This window comes from Pseudomonas putida, assembly GCA_029953615.1.
GTDB lineage: Bacteria > Pseudomonadota > Gammaproteobacteria > Pseudomonadales > Pseudomonadaceae > Aquipseudomonas.
Map to the genome: position 1 here is coordinate 5309469 of CP124529.1, position 12585 is coordinate 5322053.

15 protein-coding genes and 1 riboswitch are annotated in these 12585 nt (G+C 64.9%); of the genes, 10 read left to right on the forward strand and 5 right to left on the reverse strand.

The annotated features are described in order from the left end of the window. Positions 1-29 precede the first annotated feature (29 nt). The 6 genes from QIY50_24300 to QIY50_24325 all read left to right on the forward strand — a co-directional run bounded on the left by QIY50_24300 (position 30) and on the right by QIY50_24325 (position 6257). Positions 30-2267, forward strand: a complete 2238-nt coding sequence (locus QIY50_24300; protein ID WGV20358.1) for an Ig-like domain-containing protein — start codon at positions 30-32, stop codon at positions 2265-2267. Between the two features lie 15 nt (positions 2268-2282). Then, a complete protein-coding gene (locus QIY50_24305; GenBank protein ID WGV20359.1) occupies positions 2283-2756 on the forward strand; it encodes a curlin in 474 nt (157 codons plus the stop codon). 15 nt (positions 2757-2771) lie between these two features. Further along, positions 2772-4217 carry a curlin gene (locus QIY50_24310; GenBank protein ID WGV20360.1) on the forward strand — a complete coding sequence of 482 codons (1446 nt, stop codon included), beginning with the start codon at positions 2772-2774 and terminating at the stop codon, positions 4215-4217. A gap of 227 nt (positions 4218-4444) precedes the next feature. Then, on the forward strand, positions 4445-5092 hold the full coding sequence (alkB, locus tag QIY50_24315) for a DNA oxidative demethylase AlkB (GenBank protein WGV20361.1): 648 nt from the start codon (positions 4445-4447) through the stop codon (positions 5090-5092). 166 nt (positions 5093-5258) lie between these two features. Next, a complete protein-coding gene (locus QIY50_24320; protein WGV20362.1) occupies positions 5259-5546 on the forward strand; it encodes a hypothetical protein in 288 nt (95 codons plus the stop codon). 96 nt (positions 5547-5642) lie between these two features. Further along, on the forward strand, positions 5643-6257 hold the full coding sequence (locus tag QIY50_24325; protein WGV20363.1) for a Yip1 family protein: 615 nt from the start codon (positions 5643-5645) through the stop codon (positions 6255-6257). Between the two features lie 20 nt (positions 6258-6277). Here the strand turns inward: QIY50_24325 and QIY50_24330 are convergent, their stop codons facing one another. The 5 genes from QIY50_24330 to QIY50_24350 form a co-directional block, all read right to left on the reverse strand. Continuing rightward, positions 6278-6538 carry a DUF1652 domain-containing protein gene (locus tag QIY50_24330; GenBank protein ID WGV20364.1) on the reverse strand — a complete coding sequence of 87 codons (261 nt, stop codon included), beginning with the start codon at positions 6536-6538 and terminating at the stop codon, positions 6278-6280. A 184-nt stretch (positions 6539-6722) separates the two neighbouring features. After that, the gene (locus QIY50_24335) at positions 6723-7652 is read right to left on the reverse strand and encodes an AlkA N-terminal domain-containing protein (protein ID WGV20365.1); all 930 of its coding nucleotides are present in this window, start codon (positions 7650-7652) and stop codon (positions 6723-6725) included. Between the two features lie 151 nt (positions 7653-7803). Then, on the reverse strand, positions 7804-8691 hold the full coding sequence (locus tag QIY50_24340) for a pirin family protein (GenBank protein WGV20366.1): 888 nt from the start codon (positions 8689-8691) through the stop codon (positions 7804-7806). Between the two features lie 96 nt (positions 8692-8787). Further along, complete coding sequence (locus tag QIY50_24345) at positions 8788-9660, reverse strand: alpha/beta hydrolase (GenBank protein WGV20367.1); 873 nt, start codon at positions 9658-9660, stop codon at positions 8788-8790. 20 nt (positions 9661-9680) lie between these two features. Further along, positions 9681-10310, reverse strand: a complete 630-nt coding sequence (locus tag QIY50_24350) for a LysE family translocator (protein ID WGV20368.1) — start codon at positions 10308-10310, stop codon at positions 9681-9683. Between the two features lie 125 nt (positions 10311-10435). On the opposite strand from QIY50_24350, the gene QIY50_24355 reads away from it, so the two are divergent. The 4 genes from QIY50_24355 (at position 10436) to QIY50_24370 (ending at position 12581) form a co-directional block, all read left to right on the forward strand. Then, positions 10436-10915 (forward strand): GNAT family N-acetyltransferase, encoded by a 480-nt coding sequence (locus QIY50_24355; protein ID WGV20369.1) that lies wholly within the window; start codon positions 10436-10438, stop codon positions 10913-10915. A gap of 78 nt (positions 10916-10993) precedes the next feature. Then, positions 10994-11218, forward strand: a riboswitch (cobalamin riboswitch). A gap of 92 nt (positions 11219-11310) precedes the next feature. Then, a complete protein-coding gene (locus tag QIY50_24360) occupies positions 11311-11499 on the forward strand; it encodes a CbtB domain-containing protein (protein ID WGV20370.1) in 189 nt (62 codons plus the stop codon). Between the two features lie 9 nt (positions 11500-11508). Then, complete coding sequence (locus tag QIY50_24365) at positions 11509-12195, forward strand: CbtA family protein (protein WGV20371.1); 687 nt, start codon at positions 11509-11511, stop codon at positions 12193-12195. Beyond that, positions 12195-12581 (forward strand): cobalamin biosynthesis protein, encoded by a 387-nt coding sequence (locus QIY50_24370; GenBank protein ID WGV20372.1) that lies wholly within the window; start codon positions 12195-12197, stop codon positions 12579-12581. The genes QIY50_24365 and QIY50_24370 overlap by 1 nt, the downstream gene beginning before the upstream one ends. Positions 12582-12585 lie beyond the last annotated feature (4 nt).

Consider the following 12585-nt stretch of genomic DNA (forward strand, 5'->3'; position numbering starts at 1 on the left):
GACAAAGGCTCAGCCTTCAAGGAGGCAGCATGAATACTTGGTCGCGCCGTGCGCTGTTGGCCGCCGGATTCTCCCTTACCGTTACCAGCGCAGCCTTTGCCGCGCTGTCTGATGTCGACCCGGGGCCCTACACCTTCGCCACCGGTGGCTACCCGATGTGGTACAAGGACAGCCTCGACCAGTCCCTGGAGCTGTGCCAGTCACGTGCCGTCAGTTCGCGGGCCGCAGGCGCCCCCGGCACACCAGCCTACATGTGCACCCTGCTACCCGAACCGGGTATCTACGACGACACCCTGCCGCTGGTATTTCCCGACAACTGGCCACCGGAAATGTTCTGGTTCCTGGCCGAAACCTCCATCCCGGCCGTGGGTAACAGTGGCTACGAACTGGAAGTCTACGTCGCTGGCGTGGAAGCAGCCTTTGCTGCCGAAAACCCGGTGGATGGGGACCAACAGAGCTTCGCACGCATCCGTATCCGCGTGTCGGTGCCCACTGCCGGCACCTACACCATCACCCACCCCTATGGCGTAGAGACGGTCAACGTCACTACGCCAGGCCGACGGGCAATCAACATTACCCGCGACATCGGCATCGGCGCGCCAGGCAACTTCCGCGGAGCGCTGGCGGGGGCAATCGGCCCTTGGCTGAAAGGGGTTGGCGGGCCCTATACCGAGGTCAACCCCGATACGGGTGCCGCCGAAACCTACATCGGCGACCCCAATATCACCGAAGCGGTGACCGGAAGCCCCTTCAGTACCAACTTCGTGCGCATCGAAGGCCCCGCTGGCACCATCCAGACCAACGCCTTCACTGTCTCGGGCAAGGTGCTGGACCCACGCGCACAAACACCGGTCACCCTGGAACGCGCCACCTATTCGCGCAACGCCAGCGGCACCCGCACGGAAGTGTTCGCCAAGGCGCCCAGCGCAGCCAGCCTGTGCATGCGCAATGGCATTGCCCTGGTCGGCGCCCCGCCTTCGCCGTGCCAGTTCACCCTCACCGCCGACAACAACGGGCTGTTCTTCCACCAGCAGTTCGGCCAGGACGCACCGCCCGCAGTGGTGGTGGTCACCGCCAGCAACAGTGCCGGCGGTACCCAGCCGACCGCGCTGTCGAGCAAGCTCACCGACGTAGTCAAGGTCAGCACGGCACGTTACGACTGGGCCAACAAGCGCCTGCTGATCGAGGCCAGTTCCAGTGATGAAGTGGCGATCCCCGATTTGCTCGCCCAGGGCTACGGTCGCCTGTCCAAGGCAGGCACGCTGCAGAGCCTGACCGTCAACGACGTGCCGCAGCCACCGGCCACCATCACGGTCAAGTCGGCACGTGGCGGCAGCGATGTCGAACCGGTGGTGGTGGTCGGCAACGCGCCGGTCGAGGCAGCCAACCAGCCACCACTGGCCCAGGCCGATATCGGCAGCACCAGCGTCGGCATCCCGATCACCCTCAACCTTCTGCAGAACGACAGCGACCCGGACGGCAACGTGCCGCTGACCATCAGCGACCTGACCCAGCCCGGTACCGGCCTTGGCGGCGTTGTGATGAACGGCACCACCTCGGTCACCTACACCCCGCCAGCCGGGGCCACGCAACCCGTGGTGGCCACCTTCAGCTACCGGGCGGTGGACGCCAAGGGCCTGAAGTCGGAACCGGCTACTGTCACCATCAACGTAGCGCCCAACCGGGCACCAACCGCCAATCCGGAAACCGTCACCACCCTGGGCGTGCCATTGACCATCAACGTGCTGGCCAACGACACCGATCCGGAAGGCAACGTGCCGCTGACTGTTCCCGCTACCTCCCTCACCCAGCCGGCTACCGGTCGGGGCACAGTCAGCACCGACGGCACCACGGTGACCTACACCCCTCCGGCCACGGTGACCACCGCCTTCACCACCACCTTCACCTACCAGGCTCGTGACTCGCTGGGGGCACTGTCCAACCCCGGCACCGTCACCGTCAACGTGTCGCCACGGCCCGCCGCCGAAACCTTCGCGGTCACGGCGGCCACGGTCACGGCACGCTCCAACAACCGTTACAACTGGGACCTCAGCGGTACCTCGTCGGTCACCACCGGCAACACCGTCACCGTGCGGGTTACCACCACTACCGGCGTGCAGACCCTTGGCACCGCCACGGTAGCGCTGACCGGCCGCTGGCGCCTGGCGGTGAGCAATAGCACCACGATCGTCCCGACTGCGGCACCGACGGCAACGATCACCACCAGCCAGGGCACCACACGCACCGTCAACGTAACCGTGCAGTAAAGGCCGGAGGGTGCAATGAAACGCCTGTACCCCCTGCTGCTCGGCCTGGCCCTGGCGGGCCAGGCCTGCTGGGCCGAGGACCTGCTGGACAATGCCGACCTCGCGCCCGGCAACGACCTCGGCGACCCGGTGATCATTCGCCTGCTGCCGGCCGGCGCCGGCCAGGCTGCGGTGATCGGGCAGCAAGGCACGGGCAACCGCGCCGTCCTCGACCAGAACGGCCAGGCCCTGCTGGGCCGCATCGTCCAGGCCGGTGGCGCGCAGGAAGCGTACATCTTGCAGGAGGGCAGTGACCTGATGGCCATCATCAGCCAACAGGGAAATGGCAACAGCGCGTCGATCCGCCAAAGCGGCAGCAGCAATAGCGCGGCCATCGAGCAGATCGGCAACGACAACAGCGCCAGCATCGTGCAGTCCGGCACGGGCCTCAACAGCTCCGTGACTCAGGCCGGCAACGGTCAGCACGTTCAGATCACCCAATACCGATAGACCTGGAGGCACCCCATGTACAAGCTCGCTCCGTTAAGTGCCGCTATCGTCCTGGCCCTTGCAGGTCAGGCCATGGCTGCTGACAGCACCTCGTCCCAGACCCAGGACGGCAAGGAAAACATCGCCGAAGTCAGCCAGACCCTGGCGCCATACGCCTCGGCCACCCAGGCCCAGACCGGCAAGGGCCACAACCACATGGCGGTGCAGGCCGAGAGCACCAGCGATATCCGGCAGAGCGCCACCGGCCAGTACAACGCCGGCTACGCCGAGCAACTGTTCGAGAACGGCAGCCAGATCACCCAACACGCCGGCGGCAGCTACAACGATGCCTTTGCCAGCCAGTCGCTGGGCCTGGGCAATCAATCGCTGCAAACCCAGCAAGGCGCCGAGAACACCTCGACCGTGTGGCAGGACAGCCAGGAGGGCAGCAAGGCCACCACCTGGCAATCCGGCCAGCGCAACGAAGCCTTCATCGAGCAGACCTTCGGCGGCAGCAACAACCGCAGCAACATCAACCAGACCGGCCAGGACAATTATGCCGCCGCCGAGCACCTGAACCATATTGATGGCGATATCCAGGTCTACCAGGATGGCCAGGGCAACTGGGCGTATGGTGACCAGCGTGACGGTAACGGCGGCACCATCGGCATTGGCCAGTACGGTGGCGGCAACTCGGTGGAAGTGTGGCAGGACACCCAGACCGGCAGCCAGGCAGCCGTGACCCAGTCCGGGCAGATGAACGAAGGCTATATCGACCAGAGTTTCGGCATGAACAACAAGGTCAGCCTGTCGCAACAGGGCACGGCCAACGCCAGCTGGTCGGACCAGTTCGAGACCAACCACTCGACCACCACCATCACCCAGACCGGTAGCAACAACCTGCATTTCACCTACCAGAACGGTGAAAACCTCAACCTGACCATCAACACCAAGGGCAATGGCAACAATATCACCGCCAGCAACTGGAAAGGCGCCAAGATGGGCGGACAGTTCGGCACCAACCAGAACGCCACCATCAACCAGAACGGCAATGGCAACGGCGTCAACCTGACCCAGAACGGTGACAACCAGTTGGCCACGCTGACCCAGAAAGGCACCGGCAACCAGATGCAGACAAAACAGGCCGACATGAACAACGAGCTGTACTTCGAGCAGAACGGTACCGACAACATTCTGGTCGCCGACCAGCGTGGTACCGACAACTATGCCTACGGCAACAGCCAGGGCAACGGCAACGCCATCACCCTGGACCAATCCGGCTACAGCAACCAGAGCTACACCAACCAGCTGTACGGTGGCGGCAACGAAGCCACCATCAAGCAGGCTGACAGCATGAACATCGCCTACGTGACCCAGGGCGGCCAGGGCAACCAGGCGTACGTCGACCAAAGTGGTACCAACCAAACCGCCACCATCAGCCAGCTCGGCAGCGCGAACCTGGCCACGGTGACTCAGCAGTAGATCGCTCCCCCCTTGAACCGCGGTGCTCCTCTCCCTGGTGCCGCGGTTCCTTTTTATTCCCGTCACAACTCCTTTTTCTTGCCGACCGGTTCGCGGGCACGCCCGCTCCCACAGGTACTACACAGGCCTGAAGGCAGCGCGGTCGAGGTGGGAGCGGGCATGCCCGCGAATAGGCCTGGCCTGCCAAGCGCATTACAATGGTCTACACCCCAACCGATGCCTGACCCATGATCCAGTCCGACCTTGACCTGTTCGGCGCCCAGCCGCAACGCCTGGCCAGCCACACCGTGCTGCTGCCAGGCTTTGCCCTGGTCGAAATCGAGGCATTGCTCGACGCCCTGCGCCCGGTACTACGCGCCGCGCCGTTCCGGCACATGCGCACGCCGGGTGGCCTGCGCATGGCAGTCGGCCTGACCAACTGTGGCACGCTGGGTTGGGTCAGTGATGAACACGGCTACCGCTACAGCCCCTGCGACCCACTCAGCGGCAAACCCTGGCCCGCCCTGCCCCCGGTGTTGCTTGACCTGGCAGCCCGCGCTGCGGCCATGGCCGGGTTCGACGGTTTTGTGCCGGATGCCTGCCTGGTGAACCACTACCTCCCGGGCACCCGCCTGAGCCTGCACCAGGACCGCGACGAGCAGGACTTCGGCCAGCCCATCGTGTCGGTGTCGCTGGGCCTGCCGGCGGTGTTCCTGTTCGGTGGCCTGCAGCGCGCCGACAAGACCCGGCGCATCCCGCTGAGCCATGGCGATGTGCTGGTCTGGGGCGGCGAAGACCGCTTGCGCTTTCACGGCGTGTTGCCGATCAAGCCCGGCGTGCATCCGCGCCTGGGTGAACGGCGGATCAACCTGACCTTGCGCAGGGCTGGTGGCTGAATGGCCTGCGGCCGGTCCCCTGCGCAAACAGGATGAACGCACATGAAACACGTTGAACATCTTGGCCGGGCAAGCTTCAAACGATAACCCACGCCCTCTTCAGCCTGGAGCCCGCCATGCCCTGCCAGCCCTGTTCCCCGTCCCCTCACAGCGGAGGCGTGCACCCATGAAAATGCCCTGCCGCGCACCCAATGCCTCCGTACAGCTCGATTACGTACGCGATACCCTGTTCGGCCCGGTGGCTCAAAGCGTGGAGTGCCAATGCCAGCTCGCCGCACTCAACCTGCAAGGCCGCCCGGGCCTGCGCCTGCACATCTGCCCGCCGCTGCCCGACAAGGTCGACCGGGCTCACAGCGTGGCTTTCGTCTGGGACGGGCGCAGCTACCACGGCGTGGTCCGCGACCAAGGCAAATGCGGTGATGGCGGCCTGAACCTGTTGCTGGAACTGCTGTAACACGATCAACGGCGATAAACCCGACTGAACCCACCTGGCGCAGCACGTCTCCATAGCAAAAGGGCCCACGCCCTCCGGAGAACGCGGAGAACGTCAATGAACAGTCCGTTGCTCAAACTCTTCACCCACCCCGCCGACGCCTGGCTGGAAATCCGCCGAGCCGAGGAAGACCACCCGCAGCAATATCTGCCGCGCTTGCTGGCCTTGGCACTGATCCCCGCCGTGTGCCTGTTCGTCGGCACCACCACCTTCGGCTGGAGCCTGGCGGCCGAAGAACGGGTACGCCTGAGTATGGGCAGCGCTGCGCAGCTGGCAGGCTTGCTCTACGTCACCACGGTGGCCGGGGTAATGCTGATGGGCACGATGATCCGCTGGATGTCGCGCGGTTTCGATGCACAGCCCAGCCTCAACCAGTGCATCGGCTTTGCCGCCTACTGCGCCACGCCATGGTTCTTCGCCGGGGTGGCCGGCCTGCTGCCGGTCCGCTGGCTGGCACTGGCGGCACTGCTGGCAGCCTCGGCGTATGCCAGCGTGTTGCTATATGGCGGGTTGCAGACTTTCCTGCGGCTGAAGAAGGAGCAGGCCATGCTGTTCGCGACCTGTGTGTGGGGGGTGGGGTTACTGCTGCTGGTGACCATCCTGGTGGCGATGATCCTGTTCTGGTTCAACGGCCTGATGCCGGAATATGTGCGCCCGGCCAACCTCGGCTGACCGGGGCGCAGCGGGCGCGCTCAGGCAATCGCCTTGAGTGGCGCCGGGTGGCTGGTACGCAGCGCGTGCAGCTGCCCCACCAGGTTGACCAGGTCGCGGCAACTGTTGAGGCTTTGCAGCGGGACCCCGCTCAGGGTCACGCCCTCATCGAGACTCTGGCCCTGCCCCAGGCGGATGGTCAGGTTGGCGCCGTCCGGGCAGCTGACTTCACAACGGTCGGGCAGGCAGGCCTGCTCGATCATCTGCCGCATTTCTAGCATCGAAACTCCTATCAACGACATGGTACGACCCTCTCTGTGCGATGGTCTGTTGTGTGAGTACGCCTTTGTCAGGCGGGGTGCCAATTGATATTGCGCATGCCGCGGCAGGCGTTCATACGCCGGGGCAATTATCGGGCAGGGAATCCTCTAGCACCTTAGTGGAAGATTGCTTGCCCGGGTGCAGGGTTCGAACGCAATGGCAGTTTTAACGACGAGTGGTCCCGGCAGGCCCCAGCGATGCCCACAGGTGCTGGGCCGCATAGGCCCGCCAGGGTCGCCAGGCCAAGGCGCGTTGCGCCAGTTGGGCGCCATCGCCTTCGAGCAGACGCAATGCCTTGACCAGCGCCACATCGCCCAGCGGCAAGGCATCGGCCGCACCGGCCTGGCGCAGCGCGAGGTACTGCGCGCTCCAAGGGCCGATCCCCTTGACTTGGCACAGGTTGCGCTGCAGTTCCTCCAGCATTTGCCCGCTGCGTAGCAGCCCGGGCTCGGCCAGCAGTGCGCTGGCCAGCCTGCCCAGGGTGGCTGCGCGCGCCTGCGGCATGCCCAGGCCATCGAACTGCGCAGCCGCCAGTACCGGCAGAGCCGGAAACACATGGCTCAGGCCGGTTGCGGGCCAGCGCAAGGCCACGCCGTGGCGTTGCACCAGACGGCCGGCCAGGGTCATGGCCCCGGCCACACTGACCTGCTGACCCAGCACAGTGCGCACGGCCTGCTCGCACGGGTCCCAGCCTTGTGGCACGCGCAGGCCTGGGCGCTCCTGCAGCAGGCGAGCCATCAGCGGGTCGCGGGACAGATCGGCAGTGATGCGCGCGGGGTCGGCATCAAGGTCGAAGACCCGCCTCAGCCTGGCCGTCAGGCCGGGTAGCGCGTGAGCCGGGACGCCTTCAAGGCAGACCCGCAGGTACTGGCTGCGCGAAGGGGTAGCGTGCAAGACGGCATGGCGGCCGGCAGTCACCAGGGTACGGCGGTAGGTGCCGTCGAGGCAGGTCTCGATACCGGGGATGCAACGGGCAGCGAGGAAGGCCAGGGTCGAGGGCCAATGGTAAGGGGCACGGTAACGCAGCCACAGGATGTGGCGCCCGGGGGTGGGCAATGATCGGCGCACGGCGTGCATGGGGGTGAGCTTTGGCATGGGTGCATCATGCCAGCAAATGTAATGCCTATACCGGCCCTATCGCCGGCAAGCCCCCCACCTCGACCGCATTGATCCCAAGCCATGTGCAATACCTGTGGGAGCTGGCTTGCCGGCGATAGGGCCGGACAAGCCATTCAATCAATCAGGATCAATGCGCAGCGCCGTCCCGTGCATCGTGCATCTGCCCGAACCGCCCGGCATGGAAGTCGTCGAACGACTCGGCAATTTCTGCCTGGCTGTTCATCACGAACGGGCCATAACCCACTATCGGCTCGTCGATCGGTTCGCCGCTGAGCAACAGCAGGCTGGCACCTTCCAGCGCTTCGACAGCAACATCCACGCCGCCCCGGTCAAGCAGCACCAGGCTGGATGGGCCGGCTTCGCGCTCGCCGTTGATTCGCACATTGCCACGCAACACCACAAGCGCCGCATTGCGCCCGGCGGCCACCGGCAGTTGCAAGGCTGCACCGGCATTCAGGCGCAGGTCCCAGACATCCATGGCGGTAAAGGTCCGTGCCGGGCCAGCGTGGCCACGATAGTCACCGGCAATCACCCGCAGGCTACCGCCCTCACGGTCCAGCGCCACCACCGGGATCTCCTCGGCCAGCAGCGTCTGGTAGCCAGCCGCGGCGCGCTTGTCCCGCGCCGGCAGGTTGACCCACAGCTGTACCATCTCCAGCGTACCGCCAGTGCGGGCGAAGCCTGGGGAATGGAACTCTTCATGGATGATGCCATTGGCGGCTGTCATCCATTGCACGTCACCGGGGCCGATCAAGCCACCCGCGCCAGTGGAGTCCCGGTGCTCCAGCTCGCCCTGGTAAACGATGGTCACGGTTTCGAAGCCGCGGTGCGGGTGCTGGCCAACCCCACGCCGCGCGCTGGTTGGTGTGAAGTCATAAGGACCGGCATAGTCCAACAGCAGGAACGGGCTGATCTTGCTGGCCAGGTTGTCGTAGGTGAACAGGCTGCGCACCGGGAAACCATCACCTACCCAGTGGGCGTGAGGGCTGCGATGAATACCCAGAATCGTTTTCATGAGAAGGCTCCTCTCTTGGTTGGGATAACCTTATCAATGATGCCAATCACGCGGTAGCTGGCTGGCTTGGCATTCATCGTCCCATCAATGGAACAATTATCTCAACAAGAAACCAAGCACCCACTCCGCAGCCATGGCCGGGTCTTCCTGCATGAAGCAGTGTCCTCCGGGGACCTGCTGCGCGGTCACGTCAGGGTTGAGCGCCGCCAGGCGGTTCACCGAATGGGGCACGAAGGGATAGGTATGTTCGCCATACAGCACCCGTGTAGGCGTGCGGATCGCCGTCAGGCTCGCCCACATGCGCTTGGGGAACGAACTGAAGATTTCCACTTCACGGCTTGGTCGGCACTTGAGCACCACCGCTTCGCCACAGTCACCGATAGCGTGCTCGATGTAGGCGTGCAGCGCCGCATCGGTCCACCCCTTGAAGATCCCCCGCCCCTGCAGCGAAGCCAGGGCCGCCTCACGGTCAGGCCAGTGGCTGCGACGGCTGGCGGCCTTGCGCGCCAACGCATGGCGCCGATGCAAGCCGACCAGCGCTGCAACCCCCATCACTCCCAGCATGCGTCGGCTGAACAGTACCGGGTCAAGCAGCACGGCACGCGTGAACAGTTGCGGTTCACTGGCCAGGATCAGGCCGGTCAGTACGCCACCGAAGCTGTGCCCCACGGCAAAGCGCGGCACGTCGCCATACTCGCCTCGCCCGGCTGCGAAAGCGTCCACTGCCAGCGCAGCGGTGCGGTTCCAGCCACGAAACACCCCGCCGTGGTCACTGTCACCATGCCCCTGGACATCGCTGAGCCACAGGTCGAAGTGCTCACCCAGGCGCATCAGCAACGGCTGGTAGGCCAGGCAGCAGAAGCCGTTGCCGTGCAGAAAGTGCAGCAGCGGCTTGCCACTGGCCGGGGTTCGCCAGCCACGCAGCGTGAAGCCTTCGGCGCATTCGTGAGACCAGGGGATCAACTGCATCGGCTACTGTACTCGCGAGGTCAGGAAAACGCCGATTCTACAAATAGCAGCGGGTACAGTGAAATCACCAGCAGCAAGGCCATCAGGACATTGAACAGCATCAGCCAGCGCGGATTCTGCAACAGGTTGCGCAGGGCGCTGCCAAACATTACCCAAACCCCCACGCTGGGCAGGTTGACCAAGGCGAACAAGGCGGCAATGACAATCACGTTGGTCACATAGCCTTGCGCCGGTGTGTAGGTGGTTATCGCCCCTACCGCCATCACCCAAGCCTTCGGGTTGACCCACTGGAATGCCGCCGCCCCCCAGAAGCCCAGCGGTTTGCGGGCGCTGGACGAGGCTGTGCCGACCGGCCCGGAGGTGGCGATCTTCCAGGCCAGGTACAGCAGGTAGATGGCGCCGGTGTAGCGCAGTACCGTATACAGCGCTGGCCACGCCTTGAACACCTCGCCCAGGCCCAGGCCTACGGCCAGCACCATTACCATGAAACCGACGCTGATACCCATGGCATGGGGGATCGAGCGACGCACACCGAAGTTCACCCCCGAGGCCAGCAGCATGGTGTTGTTGGGGCCAGGTGTGATGGAAGATACGAAGGCAAACAGCACGAAGGCGGTCAGCAGGTCGGCAGAGGCAAGCATGGCAGGCATTCCACTTTCTTGACGGGTCCTGTCACACTAACGGAGTCGCCCTCCTGTGCGACCGGTACAGTTCCACTATATTGCATAGATACACATTGCTGTACCGCTACAACCCGACCAAGGAAGCCGTCACCATGAGCCTCACCATTCGCCCTGCCGTACGCGCCGATGCCGAGCAGATCCTGGCCTTCATCACCGAGCTGGCAGAGTACGAACGTGCCCGCCACGAGGTGATAGCGAGCGTTGCCGATATCGAGCACAGCCTGTTCGGCGAGGGCAGCACCGTGCACAGCCTGATTTGCGAGCGCGATGGCCGGGCAATCGGTTTTGCCGTGTATTTCTATAGCTACTCGACCTGGCTAGGCCGCAACGGTATCTACCTGGAAGACCTGTACATCACCCCTGAGCAACGCGGCGACGGCGCCGGGCGACAGTTGCTGCAACACATTGCCCGCGAGGCGGTGGCAAACAAATGTGGGCGCCTGGAATGGAGTGTGCTGGACTGGAACGAGCCGGCGATTGGCTTCTATGAGAAGTTGGGCGCCGAAGCGCAGGATGAGTGGGTGCGCTACCGGCTGGATGGGGACAAGCTGGCGGCGTTTGCTCGCGGGTGAGTGGGTGGATGCTCCCGGCACTGCAAAGCCAAAACCCTACCATCACGGCAATTGACGCCAAGCCCGCCCCCATGCTCTCCTTATGCCTCGCGTTCAGGTGCCCCCGATGGGGGTGAAACGGGAAACCGGTGCGTTGCAGGCCCTCCAGCAGGGCCGGACAAGGCCGGTGCTGCCCCCGCAACGGTAAGCGAGCGAAGCGTCTGTACCACTGTGCCCGGGCATCGGGCATGGGAAGGTGACGCCTTCCAGGAGCCTGGCTCCTCCTCGCAAGCCCGGAGACCGGCCTGTCGTTCATGAACACCCCGCGGTGGGCGGGCGCTGTTGCATTCCCCTGAGCCGCCACGCTCGGGGCTGCCGCGCTTGCCCATTGCCCACAAAAAGCAGAGGAACGCGTCATGCCCGTCACCAGCGCCAAGCAACACAGCCTTACCACCCCCACCACCCTCAGCCAGCGTGTCGTCATCGCCGTCGGCGCCAGCCTGCTGGGCCTGTGCCTGGTGTACTTCGCTGGTTTCTCGCACATCGAGGCCGTGCACAACGCCGCCCACGACACCCGCCACAGCGCCGCCTTCCCTTGCCACTGAGTACGCCCGATGATCACACGCATTGCCCGTACCGCGGGCTTCAGCGGGCTGCTGGCGGCCTTGCTGCTGACCCTGCTGCAAAGCTTCTGGGTCACCCCGCTGATTCTCGAGGCTGAAACCTACGAGTCTGCGGCGCCGTCCGCCCAGCACGAACATGCTGGCGCAGTGGCCGGCCATGAACACAGCGCCGAAGCCTGGTCACCGGAAGACGGCTGGCAACGGGTACTGTCCACCACCGGCGGCAACCTGGTGGTGGCGGTCGGCTTCGCCCTGATCCTCACCGCCCTCTACAACCTGCGTGAACCAAAGCGTGCCGGCACGGGTGCACTGTGGGGCCTGGCAGGTTTCGCCGTGTTCTGCCTGGCCCCGACCCTGGGCCTGCCGCCGGAACTGCCAGGTACTGCAGCCGCCGACCTGGGACAACGCCAGGCCTGGTGGATCGGCACCGCCAGTGCCACTGCGCTGGGCCTGGCGCTGCTGGTGTTCGCTCGCCACGGGTTGCTGAAGGCACTGGGCGCCGTACTGCTGGTCATGCCCCATGTGATCGGTGCACCGCAACCCGAGGTGCACGAGAGCCTGGCCCCCGCAGCACTGGAAGCCCAGTTCAAAGTCGCCTCCTGGCTGACCAACGCCGCCTTCTGGCTGGCCCTGGGCCTGCTCAGCGCCTGGCTGTTCCGACGCTCCAGCCAGGCCTGATGCCAGCCTTCTACGCCGGTTTCGGCTGCCGTCGGGGTTGCCCGGTGGATACGCTGGAAACCTTGCTACGCCAGGCCCTGGACGATCAGGGCCTGGCGTTGGCCGACCTCAACGGTATCGCCAGCATCAGCCTGAAGGCCGACGAACCCGGTTTGCAGCAGCTGGCCAAGCGCCTCGACGTGCCCTTGGTGTTGTACGATTGCGCGCAGTTGCAACCCTACGCACACCAACTCAGCCACTGTTCCGCCACAGCCTATGCCCATAGCGGCTGCTGGGGCGTGGCCGAGAGTGCGGCACTGGCACTCGCCAGCCAGCGGCTGGGCACGGCCAGGTTGCTGCTGACGCGCCAGGTACTGGGCCCGGCTACCCTCGCCCTGGCCTGTTGAACGT

What these genes read in the sequence shown, in the direction of transcription:
- QIY50_24350 (WGV20368.1), bottom strand. Translation starts at nt 10,310, where the DNA reads ATGCCTGCCATGCTTGCCTCTGCCGACCTGCTGACCGCCTTCGTGCTG.
- QIY50_24310 (WGV20360.1), top strand. Translation starts at nt 2,772, where the DNA reads ATGTACAAGCTCGCTCCGTTAAGTGCCGCTATCGTCCTGGCCCTTGCA.
- QIY50_24370 (WGV20372.1), top strand. Translation starts at nt 12,195, where the DNA reads ATGCCAGCCTTCTACGCCGGTTTCGGCTGCCGTCGGGGTTGCCCGGTG.
- QIY50_24300 (WGV20358.1), top strand. Translation starts at nt 30, where the DNA reads ATGAATACTTGGTCGCGCCGTGCGCTGTTGGCCGCCGGATTCTCCCTT.
- QIY50_24340 (WGV20366.1), bottom strand. Translation starts at nt 8,691, where the DNA reads ATGAAAACGATTCTGGGTATTCATCGCAGCCCTCACGCCCACTGGGTA.
- QIY50_24355 (WGV20369.1), top strand. Translation starts at nt 10,436, where the DNA reads ATGAGCCTCACCATTCGCCCTGCCGTACGCGCCGATGCCGAGCAGATC.
- QIY50_24325 (WGV20363.1), top strand. Translation starts at nt 5,643, where the DNA reads ATGAACAGTCCGTTGCTCAAACTCTTCACCCACCCCGCCGACGCCTGG.
- QIY50_24320 (WGV20362.1), top strand. Translation starts at nt 5,259, where the DNA reads ATGAAAATGCCCTGCCGCGCACCCAATGCCTCCGTACAGCTCGATTAC.
- QIY50_24345 (WGV20367.1), bottom strand. Translation starts at nt 9,660, where the DNA reads ATGCAGTTGATCCCCTGGTCTCACGAATGCGCCGAAGGCTTCACGCTG.
- QIY50_24305 (WGV20359.1), top strand. Translation starts at nt 2,283, where the DNA reads ATGAAACGCCTGTACCCCCTGCTGCTCGGCCTGGCCCTGGCGGGCCAG.
- QIY50_24335 (WGV20365.1), bottom strand. Translation starts at nt 7,652, where the DNA reads ATGCCAAAGCTCACCCCCATGCACGCCGTGCGCCGATCATTGCCCACC.
- QIY50_24365 (WGV20371.1), top strand. Translation starts at nt 11,509, where the DNA reads ATGATCACACGCATTGCCCGTACCGCGGGCTTCAGCGGGCTGCTGGCG.
- QIY50_24330 (WGV20364.1), bottom strand. Translation starts at nt 6,538, where the DNA reads ATGTCGTTGATAGGAGTTTCGATGCTAGAAATGCGGCAGATGATCGAG.
- QIY50_24360 (WGV20370.1), top strand. Translation starts at nt 11,311, where the DNA reads ATGCCCGTCACCAGCGCCAAGCAACACAGCCTTACCACCCCCACCACC.
- alkB (WGV20361.1), top strand. Translation starts at nt 4,445, where the DNA reads ATGATCCAGTCCGACCTTGACCTGTTCGGCGCCCAGCCGCAACGCCTG.